Below are 12,204 nucleotides of genomic sequence, written 5' to 3' on the forward strand. Positions count from 1 at the left end.
GTCAATAAGGCTCTTAATGCAGTCCAAAAACATTCAACATCGTGGAGAGTTTGGCTCCCGTTTCACGCCATTCCGCAACCGGAGACGAAGCCGGAACAATCCCGGCACCGGCAAAGAAACGTACCTGATTACGCAGCAGCTTCGCACAACGGATCGTCACCACCCATTCGCCGTTACCTTGGGCATCACACCAGCCGACAATGCCACCGAACAGTTCGCGATCGAACGGCTCCAGCTCGGCGATAAGTTTGCGCGCAACCTGATGCGGGAAACCGCTCAGCGCAGGCGTCGGATGCAGCAGGCACGCGAGCGTCAGGGCGTTTTCTTGCGCGTTGGCTTTACCCTCAAACGGCGTGCCGAGGTGCCAGAGCGTAGGCGTGGTGACCAGTTGCGGAGAAGAAGGGAGTTGCAGTTCACGGCTGCGATCGCGCAGGACATTTTTCATGGCCTGCGTCACCAGTTCGTGCTCATGGCGATCCTTTTCGGACGCCAGCAGGCGGATGCCCGCCTCACGGTCCAGCACATCGTCCGGTTGACGTCGTGCCGAGCCTGCCAGCGGTAATGAGCTGAAACGATCGCCTTCTTTGCGTAACAGCAGTTCCGGACTGGCGCCAATCAATACGCCACCGTCTTCAAGGGGAACGTGAAAGTTGTAGCTCGCCGGATTTTGCGCCACCAGGCGCTCCAGCAGCGCCCCGCTGTCAATATTGGCATCAGCGGTGATATCGATCAGGCGTGACAACACCACTTTGTCGACTTCCGGGGTTGCCGTCAGCGCAGCCGCGCGAGCGACCATATCTTCAAAGAAGTTCTGTTCCGGGATCGATTTACGTTCAACAACGTTCAGCGACTGATGCGCGTTAAAGTAACGAGATGATTGCTGCTTCGCCGTTCGGGAGAACGTCTGCCACGACTGGGGAATAAACAGCGATGACGGCTGGCGGGTGTCAAAAGGAATCGCCCCGACCATGATGGGGTTAGCGATACCCTGCGCTTTGGCATCAGCAAACAGTGCATGCATTTTCTGTTGGAAAGGGCTGTCTGGCGAATCGCCATCAATTGCCGGTTCCGCATAGCGGGCGAAGCATCCTGACGTCGTAAAACTACGGTACGGCGACATAAAGAAAAAACTGTCGGGAGCGAGCGTCGGCATAGTCTGCGTTTTTTCCTCGGCCAGTGACGTTTCCATATCATCCTCCAAAAATGATAAAAGCTCTAATAATGATTATCATTTATATTTTCGGTCGCTAACCTAAAAGCAAAGCGGCGGTATGTCAACTCTTGTGGCAGCACAATGTGCGACTTTGGCTTGCATCCTTGTCCACTAACAATGAAAATGAGAAGCATTACCTATACTGATAACAGGATGATGATTCGTGAGTCTCCCCTCTTTTTGCCGCACCGTGCTCTTACTGGCAGGTTTGTCTATTTCAGGAATTTCTTCAGGTTATGCCGCCGACTGGCCGCGTCAGGTTACCGACAGTCGTGGTACGCATACGCTGGAACATAAGCCGCAGCGAATTGTCTCCACCAGCGTCACCCTCACCGGCTCGCTGCTGGCAATTGATGCCCCGGTCATCGCCAGCGGCGCTACTACGCCGAACAATCGCATCGGCGATGCACAGGGCTTTTTACGCCAGTGGAGCGAAGTGGCAAAAGCGCGCAAACTGAGCCGCCTGTATATCGGCGAACCGAGCGCTGAGGCCGTGGCAGCGCAAATGCCGGATCTGATTCTGATCAGCGCCACCGGGGGAGATTCAGCCCTCGCGCTATACGATCAGTTGTCCACCATTGCGCCAACGCTAATCATTAATTACGACGACAAAAGCTGGCAGGCGCTGCTGACGCAGTTAGGTGAAATTACCGGTCAGGAGCAACAGGCGGCTGCGCGTATTGCCGAGTTTGATAAGCAACTGCAGGCGGTCAAGCAGCGTATTACCCTGCCGCCGCAACCGGTCAGCGCGCTGGTATACACCGCTGCAGCACACAGCGCCAACCTGTGGACGCCTGAGTCGGCGCAGGGCAAGCTGATGGAGCAGTTAGGTTTCACCCTGGCACCGCTGCCTGCCGGATTGCACACCAGCCAGAGTCAGGGCAAACGCCACGATATCATCCAGCTTGGCGGTGAGAACCTGGCGGCTGGCCTGAACGGCGAAGCGCTGTTCCTGTTCGCTGGCGACAACAAAGATGCCGACGCCATTTATGCTAATCCGCTGCTGGCACATCTGCCTGCCGTGCAGAATAAACGTGTTTACGCCCTGGGTACGGAAACCTTCCGTCTCGACTACTACAGCGCGACCTTGCTGCTGCAACGTCTGTCAGCTCTCTTTTAATCGCCAGCGCCGGATACGGCTAACGCCTTATCCGGCCTACAAACCGTAGAAGACAACGCTATCCGGCATTCACAGGCATTTGTCGGAATCGGCGCACTTCTCCCAGCAACAGCAGCAGTAGCAGACCGACAATCACCAGCCCAAACCCACTTACGCTTGCCGAAGCAACCGGTGTCATCATCGCCCCCAATCCCCCTAACAGCGCCGCGCCGATCGCATCTCCTGTAACGTTCTGCGCAGTCCACAAACCGTTAATTCGCCCGAGCATCGCTTCTGGCGTCTGCGTCTGTAACAGGGTGTACTGCAACAAAGAGCTGACCGCACTCAGCCAGCCGAACAGCGCCAGGCAGACAACGCCAAGCTCCCAGATCGGCATCAACCCAAACAGACCGATAGCCAGGAACGAAGCCACGGTCGATACCAGCATGATCAGTCCCGGACGCACGCTGTGCGCCAGTTGTCCGCTGGTCAACGCGCCCACCGCCGCGCCAAGAGGAATGGCCGCATACAGCAGACCTATTTGCGCACTCGACATTTGCCAGTTAATCGCCAACGCGGGATACAACACGCGCACGGCGCTAGCCATAGTCAACAGACCGCCAAGCAGCGCAATGCCGCCAATCAGCGGGCTGGCAAGCAGAAAGCGAAATGCTGCCAGCAGCGATTTTAGCGGATGCTCGCGCGGCTGCGGCGGAGGCGGCAGCGCGGGAAGGCTCAGCAACGGCAGCAAGGTAATGAAAGTGCCCGCCGCCGCCAGACCGTAGTTCCAGGCCACGCCACCGGTCGCGAGCAATACTCCGCCAAGCATCGGAGAAATAACCGAACCCAGACGTACCGTCAGCATGGTAATCGCCCCGGCCTGCATCAAATTCTCCCGCCCAACCAGCGCCGGTGTTGCCGCCAGCAACGCGGTCACGCCCAGCGAGGCAAAGAAACCGTCCCATAAGCCAAGCAAATAAATCGCCAGTAAAGACGGTTCGGGCAGCAGCGCATTCAGACACAGACCAATAAAGCCGATTCCGCAGGTTCCACGAGCCAACAGGATCACTTTTTTACGCTCATAGCGGTCGGCCAGCACCCCGCCCACCATCAGACCAATAAACATTGCGCTGCCGGTCAACGTCACTGACAAACCTACCTGCCAGGTCGACTGGGTCATCATCTGGATCTGTACCGGAACCGCCACGCCGAGTAGCCCCAGAGAGACAATGGAAATAAAACGGGCGAGGAAGACGGCGCGAAATGCAGGGTGGGTCTTTAACAGGCTGAGATTGAGCAGCCAGGATTGTCGATTCATTACAGAGCCTTACCAGGTACTTTTTCAATATCCATTCGATGGCTGCACATGCTAACATATCCAAATAAGATCGATAACGATAATTACTATCATTATCAGGGAAGTTGATATGTCATGCTCTGTTTCCGCGACACGTGCCTTCGCCGTGCCCGGACTATTGTTATTACTTGTTCTCACCACGGTATTAAGTCTGGTTATTGGCGCCAAGTCGCTACCGGCCTCCGTGGTGCTGGATGCACTTACCGGCAGTTGTCAAAGCGCTGATTGCACCATCGTGCTGGACGCGCGACTGCCGCGCACGCTGGCGGGGCTTCTCGCCGGTGGGGCGCTGGGTCTGGCTGGTGCATTAATGCAAACGCTCACGCGTAACCCTCTCGCCGATCCCGGCATTCTGGGCGTTAACTCCGGTGCCAGCTTCGCTATTGTGCTGGGAGCCGCGCTGTTCGGTTTTTCCTCTGCGCAAGAGCAACTGCTGATGGCCTTTTCAGGGGCGCTGGCCGCGTCGCTTATAGTGGCATTTACCGGCAGCCAGGGCGGCGGGCAGTTAAGCCCGGTACGTCTGACGCTGGCGGGCGTTGCGCTGGGCGCGGTGCTGGAAGGATTATCCACCGGAATCGCCCTGCTCAACCCGGATGTCTACGATCAGTTGCGTTTCTGGCAGGCCGGTTCATTGGATATCCGCAGCCTGCATACGCTGAAGGTCGTCCTGGTGCCGGTACTGATTGCCGCGGCTGTCGCGTTGTTCCTTAGCCGCGCCCTGAATAGCCTGAGCCTCGGGAGCGACACCGCCACCGCGCTTGGCAGCAAAGTCGCTCGCACGCAGTTTATTGGCCTGCTGGTGATTACCGTACTGTGCGGCAGTGCGACCGCGATTGTCGGCCCTATCGCCTTTATCGGCCTGATGATGCCACATATGGCACGCTGGCTGGTGGGGGCAGATCACCGTTGGTCGCTGCCCGTTACCCTGCTGGCAACCCCCTCTCTGTTGTTAATTGCCGATATCATCGGTCGCCTGATTGTCCCCGGCGAACTGCGCGTTTCAGTGGTCAGCGCATTTATCGGCGCGCCGGTGCTTATCTTTCTGGTACGCCGGAAACCGCGCGGGGGTGGCGCATGATGCACCTCTCCCGCCGCCTGATAGTCAGCAGCCTGCTGCTGGTTGTAGGTTGTCTCGCCGTTGGCTTGTGGAGCCTGCGTAGCGGCGTCGTTACGCTGGAAACCCAGCAAATTATTGCCGCTCTGCTTGGCGATGCGCCGCGCAGTATTACGCTGGTGGTGACCGAATGGCGTTTGCCACGCGTGCTGATGGCGCTATTGATTGGCGCGGCGCTCGGCGTGAGCGGTGCAATATTCCAGTCGCTGATGCGCAACCCGCTGGGCAGCCCGGATGTGATGGGTTTCAATACCGGTGCCTGGAGCGGTGTGCTGGTGGCAATGGTGCTGTTCGGACAGCATCTCACCGCTATCGCGCTTGCGGCCATGGTTGGCGGGGTCCTGACGTCTCTGGTGGTCTGGGCGCTCGCCTGGCGCAATGGTATCGACACCTTCCGGCTGATTATTATTGGGATCGGCATACGCGCCATGCTGGTTGCGTTCAACACCTGGCTACTGCTGAAGGCATCATTAGAAACCGCGCTGACCGCCGGACTGTGGAACGCCGGATCGCTCAATGGCCTGACCTGGGCCAAAACCTGGCCTTCTGCCCCACTGATTATCCTTATGCTGGTGTGCGCCACGCTGCTGGTGCGCCGGATGCGTTTACTGGAAATGGGTGATGACAGCGCCTGTGCGCTTGGCGTCAGCGTAGAGCGCTCACGTCTGATGATGATGCTGGTTGCGGTTGTACTGACCGCTGCCGCCACCGCGCTGGCTGGCCCTATCTCGTTTATTGCCCTTGTCGCCCCACATATCGCGCGGCGGATTAGCGGCACATCGCGCTGGGGATTAACCCTGTCGGCGCTGTGTGGCGCGTTGCTGCTGTTGATGGCGGATTTATGCGCCCAACAGCTGTTTATGCCTTATCAGCTTCCGGTGGGCGTTGTCACCGTAAGCCTCGGCGGTATTTATCTTATCGTCTTGTTAATTCAGGAGTCCCGCAAAAAATGATCGAATCAGTAGCCCGTTTGCGTGGCGACCAGTTAACGCTGGGTTATGGCAAATTTACCGTAGCGGAAAACCTCAATGTGTCGATTCCAGACGGTCACTTCACCGCAATTATCGGGCCAAACGGCTGCGGAAAATCAACACTACTGCGCACGCTTAGTCGTCTGATGACGCCCGCGCACGGTAAGGTCTGGCTCGACGGCGAGCATATCCAGCACTATGCCAGCAAAGAGGTTGCTCGCAGAATAGGTTTGTTGGCGCAGAACGCCACCACGCCGGGTGATATTACGGTACAGGAGCTGGTTGCCCGTGGGCGCTACCCGCATCAGCCATTGTTTACCCGCTGGCGAAATGAGGATGAAATCGCGGTCTCAAACGCAATGCAGGCGACGGGAATCACTCATCTTGCGTCACAAAGTGTGGATACCCTTTCCGGTGGACAACGCCAGCGCGCATGGATTGCGATGGTGCTGGCGCAGGAAACGTCGATTATGCTGCTCGACGAACCTACCACCTGGCTGGATATCAGCCATCAGATCGATCTGCTAGAGCTGCTGAGTGAGCTAAACCGGGAGAAAGGGTATACGCTGGCCGCCGTTCTGCACGATCTTAATCAGGCGTGTCGCTATGCGACGCATCTGATTGCGCTGCGTGACGGAAAAATTGTTGCCGAGGGTGCGCCGAAAGAGATCGTCACCGCGCAGCTTATTGAAAAAATCTATGGTCTGCGCTGTATGATTATCGACGATCCGGTTGCCGGAACGCCGTTAGTGGTGCCGCTTGGGCGTACACCGAAAATTCATACCCAGTCATCTCTATAGGGATGACTACACGGGTCAGCGTTTAACACGCTGACCCGATGACGTTTATTGGATATTTTGGAGCAGGTCACGCATGACAGGCCCAATCTTCTCAAACGCTTCAGGAGTTATGATATCGACATGCGCGCAGTCCTGACGATATACATCCAGACTGGATATCCACGGTGACCAACTGCGTTCAGGACTGACCCCCGGCACTAAGGTGCGCTCAGCGACGAACAGCGTGGCGTGACCAGCAAACGGCACGCTGTGTGCCGTGGTGAGCAGGCGAACCGCATCGGCGTAGTTACCTTCGATAGCATTAAATAAGGCCTCTGACGCATTCCCCTGCTGCGCTGCCAGAAACGCTTCACGTTCACGCTCGATCTCGGCCAGTACCGCGGGATCCAACCCATTGGCCTCCTTTTCCTGCCAGTTTTGCGTTTCCGGCGGCCAGGTATCCAGCAGCCCCAGGAATGCAACTGTCTCTCCTCTGGCATGTAAGCGTGCGGCGATTCCCTGCGCCAACGTCCCCCCCAGCGAGTAGCCTAATAAATAATAGGGACCATGAGGCTGCTGGCTGAGCAGCGTTGCCAGGTGATGTTCGCATACCGCATCAAGGTTTTCCGCCGTCTGCATAGGGCCATCCGGTCGCGGCGACTGAATGCCAATAATCGACCACTGCGGACTGAGGTAACGCGACAGCACGCTAAACTGCCAGGCGAAACCCGACGCCGGATGGAAGCAAAACAGCGTTGGGCCATGACTTTCACGCAGCGGCAGCAGCGTTTCGAATCCCAGACGCTGCGACTGTTCATCATCATTGCTCTCCAGCAGTGCACTCAGTTGTTCAACAGTAGAAGCCACCATTATCTGCCCAGGCGTTACCTGACGCTCAAAAATCCGGCTCAACTGCGCTGCCAGCTTCATCGCCAGCAGCGAATGTCCGCCAAGCGCAAAGAAGTCAGCCTCTACGTCATTAACCTCGCAATCCAGCAAAGCCGCAAAAGACTGCGCGATGGCGGTTTCAGTCCCTGCTCGCGGCGCACGTCCTGACGTACGCGACGTCAACTGCGGCATCGGCAGCGCTTTACGATCCAGTTTACCGTTTGCACTCAGCGGCAGCTCCGCCAGTTGCAACAATACCGTCGGCACCATATGGGCAGGCAGTTTTTCACGCAGAGTTTCCCGCAATGCAGACGTATCCAACGGTAACCCCGATTGCGACACCAGATACCCCACCAACTGTCGCGCATCGCCGCCTGTCGCCGCCGCCTGGTTGAATACGCAGGCGTGGGCAACGGCATGTTCGACATCTGGCAGTTGCTGCATCACCCGATCAATCTCACCGAGCTCAATGCGCTGTCCGCGAATTTTAAGCTGGTCATCGCTGCGCCCGAGGTATTCCACTGCGCCATTCTCCAGCCAGCGCGCCACATCCCCGGTACGGTACATGCGTTCACCAGGGTTAAATGGATCGGCGATAAAGCGGCTCGCGGTTAGATCCGCTCGCCCCAGGTATCCTTGCGCCAGTTGGATCCCCGTCAGATAGAGATCACCTGCCACGCCAAAGGGCACCGGGCGCATCATGGCGTCCAGGATCCGTAAACCGGTATTCCATACCGGATAGCCAATCGGCACGCTATTGCCCGTTACGGCAGCGAGATCGTCCCCCCAGGCCGGATACCAGCTCACATCGACTGCCGCTTCCGTTGGCCCGTATAAATTGTGCAGTGGCGCATGAGTCAACTGTTCCCATTCGCGGCATAAATCTGCAGGTAAGGCTTCGCCGCTGCAGAATACCCGTTTCAGCGAGGCACAGCTCTCCCGCGCGGTTTCCGGCGTCAGTGAAGCAACAAAAGCGGCCAGCATAGAGGGAACAAAGTGCGTGGTCGTCACCCCTGACTGCGCAAAGAACTGCTGCATCGCCAGCGGATCGCGGTGCGCTTCAGGTTCTGCCATGACCAGTTTTGCCCCGGCAATAAACGGCCAGAAAAACTCCCATACCGAGACGTCAAAACTGCACGGCGTTTTTTGCGCCACCACATCATCCGCGGTCAGAGGATAGTGATTTTGCATCCACAGCAAACGGTTAACGATGGCTGTTTGCCCAACCATCACCCCTTTTGGTCTGCCGGTAGAACCGGAAGTAAAAATAATATAGGCCGTATGATTAGGTTGAGATAGCGCCAGCGGTGCAGCATCCTCTTCTGGCAGCGGCGCGTTGTAGCACAGACTTTCCAGCTCCGGAATATCGCTAAAGCGCGCCAGTTGCTCTTCGGTCGCGATCAACAATTTTGGCTTCGCGTCTTCGAGCATCATCCGCAGGCGATCGTCCGGGTATCCGGTATCCAATGGCAGCCAGGCGGCTCCCGCCTCAACAATACCGTGCAGCGCCAGCGTGAGGAACACGGAACGCGGTAATGCCACGGCAACGCTGTCACCAGGCTGTACGCCACGCTCGCGCAGGCGGCGCGCCAGCGCCACAACCTGTTGGCGCATTTCACGATAGCTAAACTGATAGCGGGCATCAGCCAGCGCCGGGGCATCCGGCGTTTTATCGGCCTGCTGTGCCACCAGCGCACTCAGCGTGGTGGACGGGATCGCCACGGTCGTGTCGTTCATCTTCGCCAGCCGCTCATATTCTGTCGGCAACAGCATCCCGGCGTCACCGCAGCATAGCGACGGATTGTCGGCAAACTGCGCGATAAGCGCGGTTAACCGCGATGCATGTTGCGCCAGCGTCGCGGCATCGTAGCGCTGTTTATTGGCCAGGATTTCAATACTCAGCCCGCCGTTTTCATCCGGGAACAGCGCCAGCTCCAGATCGTTCACCGGACCTGTCGCCAACGTATGGGTTTGCGCCTGAACGCCAGGAATATTCAGCTGATAGTCGAATATTTTCACGTTCAGTACCGGGCCAAACAGCGGTTCGGCACCGGCTGCGCGCCCGCTGTCGCGAACAATTTGCTCAGCATCATATCGCTGATGTCGGCGCATTTTCTTCAACTGTGCGGCCAGTCGTTGGGCAAGTGCAGGCAAGCTTTCTGCCGCATTCAACTGCACGCCAAATGGCAGGACGTTTAAAACCGGTCCGGTGGACGTGAGCGCCGCCGACCCCATACGCCGCATAAAGATAAACCCGGCGGCATATTCCATTCGGCTGCATAAACGTCCGAGCCACAACGCCACCAGCGCAAGGGCCAGATCCGCACGCTGAACGTCTGGCATACGTGCCGCAAGCCGGCGAAACTCCCCTTCAGGCGCGGTTAACTTCAGACGAATAATATCCGCGCTGGCCGACCGACCTGGCAGGGGTTTGTTAGACAGCGAAGCCGGAGGTGGGAGTTGCTTTCGCTGCTCGGTCCAGAAGGCGCCGTCGCGTTGCCAGGCATCGCTTTGCCGATACTGTTGATACTCTTCCACCACCTCAGAAAATGGCGTAAAAGGTGATTCCGGCGTGGACTCGCCATGCAGCCATGCGCGGTAAATCGCGGCTATCTGGCGGGTAATGGCCGGGAAACTGAAGCCATCAACCAGCAGATGATGGTAACGCTGATACCAATACCAACGCTTTTCTCCCACCTGAATGAGCAGGTGAAAAACCAGCGGCTTAGTGCCATCAGCACGGATGTCCTGCTGCATGTCTGCCTGCATCAAGGCGCGCGCTGCCGCATGCGGATCGGATTTTTCGCGCAGATCGATAATTTCTGGTGGCGCAAAGGCAAGCGCAGAGTCTACCCATTGCCAGACCTCGCCGTTATCTTCGCTAAACCGCATCCGTAGGGTATCGGCCTGCTCAAGACCCGCCACTACCGCTTTCGCCAGCAACGGTGCGTCCAGTTCGCCGGTTAATTCTACGTAGTGCGCCACGCTCCACGCTGAGGGCAATGTGGAGAGTTTTTCTGCCATCCAGATCCCCGGCTGAGCCGCAACTAACGGTAAACGTTGAGTCATGGAGCCTCCTGCACATCGACGTAGTTCGCTGGCGTCAGCGTGGTCCAGTTTGCATCCAGCCATTGCTGGCAGGCTTCCTGTGATTGGGGTTCGCACGCGACCGTCCAGCCAGCAGGAAGTGAGCATTGCTGCGGCCAAAGGCTAAACTGACGTTGGGGATTTTGCAGAATGTAAAACTGGCCCTGCGGATTATCGAAGGGGTTACTGAATTCCATACTCAACTCCTGTCGTGGAACATCGTCCGGTTAAATCGTGTCGGTAAGCGGTTGCCAGAGCGTGATCAGCCCTTGCATCAGTCCGCCGCGCCAGCAAAGCGCATCGTGTCCACCATCAACCTGACGCCAGAAAATAGACTGTGGTGCAGAGGGTAACTGGGCATAAAGCGCCTGATTTGCGCGATAAATAATGGGTTCGCGGATCCCGGCTTCCAGGACAATACGCAGCCCTTGGGCGCTTATCTTTCCGCTTTTCAGTTGCTCAACGATCGCCCCATCCTGATGACCACCGCGATGCGGCCACCAATAAGAGCCTGACTGGCTGAGCACGCAGCCAAAGCGCGCGGGCCAGTTCAGCCCGGCATACAGCGATGACAGCCCGCCAAAACTTTGCCCGGCGACGACGGTACGCTGCGGGTCGTCACTGAACGCGGTCGTGGTCTTCACCAGCGGCAATAGTTCCTGCTGTACTGCCAACCAAAAATCCGCATTACACGGCAATTCGCGGCTGCGGTGAGCCGTGTCGATGGTATCAATCAGGAGATAAACGGCGGGCGGGAGGTGTCCGCGATGGGTGAGTGAAGTCAGCGCAGGCCAGACCGGCATACTCTGTGCCCAAAACTGTCCGTCCAGCAGGATAGCCAGCGGACGCGCTTCCGGCTGAGCTTCACCAGTGGTAAACACCCACACGCGGCGTGTATTGCCGAGTCTGGCGCTACGCCATTGCAGGCAAACTGCGGGCGAGTCGGGGTTTTCAGGTCGATCCCATCCCGGTTGTACGGGTGCATCAGGCATTTCCAGTGCAGACACCGCATGGCCACGACCGCCCTGCCAGCTCTGCGGATTGAGGGGATCGGCAATAGCCTGCGGCAACAATTGCCGCCAGCCTTCACGCAGCACGGTTCGGTCAGGCGCTTCGCCCGGCGTCTGCGCGGCAAAAATATCATTTCGTTCTGTTGGGATAAAACAGTAACTGCCGCGCCAGTTGGCGCTGAGGGAAACACTCCAGCACCAAACATTTGTTCCGTCAATGCGTTGCATCGACTGCGGGGTGGCATTTTGATGGTGGTCGGTGACGCCGGTGATATAGACCCATACGCGGTGAATGGCTGACTCTTTTTCCGTTCCCTGCGGGTCGCGCCACCAGAAGGTTACCCGATAATTTCCGTTGTCTTCACGCTCCCACTCCGGGCCTTTTTTTGACTGCCACCACGCCTCGCTTCCCATCTTTAACGTCGTCACCGCCATAACCCCATGTTTATTGTCAAATTTTATGATCTAGCGTGAAATATATTGATAATATTATTGATAACTATTTGCATTTGCAATAGCGTATTGTCGCGCTGTGGGAAGCGCGCACAGTTTTTCACCACTTATAAACCGGCCTGGCGCTGCGTACTTTTTCTGGAATGGAGGGTTTACGCGGATGCGGGCGACATCAGACCAAATGCCGCACCACGGCACATTGGTACTCGTGGCTAAAAGAACAGCAGGACATA

At 57.4% G+C, this 12,204-nt stretch carries 9 protein-coding genes; 4 read left to right on the forward strand and 5 right to left on the reverse strand.

The genetic code is table 11. The features are described from left to right. Nucleotides 1-13: 13 nt before the first annotated feature. Nucleotides 14-1,189, reverse strand: a complete 1,176-nt coding sequence (gene entC / locus HV350_RS17440) for an isochorismate synthase EntC (RefSeq protein ID WP_016152197.1) — start codon at nucleotides 1,187-1,189, stop codon at nucleotides 14-16. A 187-nt stretch (nucleotides 1,190-1,376) separates the two neighbouring features. Between entC and fepB the strand changes: the two genes are divergently transcribed. After that, nucleotides 1,377-2,333, forward strand: coding sequence for a Fe2+-enterobactin ABC transporter substrate-binding protein (fepB, locus tag HV350_RS17445; protein ID WP_016155944.1), 957 nt, complete (start codon nucleotides 1,377-1,379; stop codon nucleotides 2,331-2,333). 58 nt (nucleotides 2,334-2,391) lie between these two features. Here the strand turns inward: fepB and entS are convergent, their stop codons facing one another. Further along, nucleotides 2,392-3,630 (reverse strand): enterobactin transporter EntS, encoded by a 1,239-nt coding sequence (gene entS, locus HV350_RS17450; RefSeq protein WP_181500120.1) that lies wholly within the window; start codon nucleotides 3,628-3,630, stop codon nucleotides 2,392-2,394. A 109-nt stretch (nucleotides 3,631-3,739) separates the two neighbouring features. On the opposite strand from entS, the gene fepD reads away from it, so the two are divergent. The 3 genes from fepD to fepC are packed head-to-tail and all read left to right on the forward strand — an operon-like array spanning nucleotide 3,740 to nucleotide 6,554. Next, entirely contained in the window at nucleotides 3,740-4,747 is a 1,008-nt protein-coding gene (gene fepD, locus HV350_RS17455) for a Fe(3+)-siderophore ABC transporter permease (protein ID WP_115190843.1), read from the forward strand. Further along, entirely contained in the window at nucleotides 4,744-5,736 is a 993-nt protein-coding gene (fepG, locus tag HV350_RS17460; protein ID WP_016152193.1) for an iron-enterobactin ABC transporter permease, read from the forward strand. The genes fepD and fepG overlap by 4 nt, the downstream gene beginning before the upstream one ends. Next, entirely contained in the window at nucleotides 5,733-6,554 is an 822-nt protein-coding gene (gene fepC / locus HV350_RS17465; protein ID WP_016152192.1) for an iron-enterobactin ABC transporter ATP-binding protein, read from the forward strand. The genes fepG and fepC overlap by 4 nt, the downstream gene beginning before the upstream one ends. A 45-nt stretch (nucleotides 6,555-6,599) precedes the next feature. Here the strand turns inward: fepC and entF are convergent, their stop codons facing one another. The 3 genes from entF to fes are packed head-to-tail and all read right to left on the reverse strand — an operon-like array spanning nucleotide 6,600 to nucleotide 11,953. Further along, the gene (gene entF, locus HV350_RS17470; protein ID WP_181629014.1) at nucleotides 6,600-10,490 is read right to left on the reverse strand and encodes an enterobactin non-ribosomal peptide synthetase EntF; all 3,891 of its coding nucleotides are present in this window, start codon (nucleotides 10,488-10,490) and stop codon (nucleotides 6,600-6,602) included. Beyond that, nucleotides 10,487-10,705, reverse strand: coding sequence for an MbtH family protein (locus tag HV350_RS17475; protein WP_016152190.1), 219 nt, complete (start codon nucleotides 10,703-10,705; stop codon nucleotides 10,487-10,489). The genes entF and HV350_RS17475 overlap by 4 nt, the downstream gene beginning before the upstream one ends. A 30-nt stretch (nucleotides 10,706-10,735) precedes the next feature. Further along, a complete protein-coding gene (gene fes, locus HV350_RS17480) occupies nucleotides 10,736-11,953 on the reverse strand; it encodes an enterochelin esterase (RefSeq protein ID WP_016152189.1) in 1,218 nt (405 codons plus the stop codon). Nucleotides 11,954-12,204: the final 251 nt, after the last annotated feature.

This window comes from Citrobacter sp. RHBSTW-01013 (assembly GCF_013781985.1).
Classification (GTDB): Bacteria; Pseudomonadota; Gammaproteobacteria; order Enterobacterales; family Enterobacteriaceae; genus Citrobacter; species Citrobacter braakii.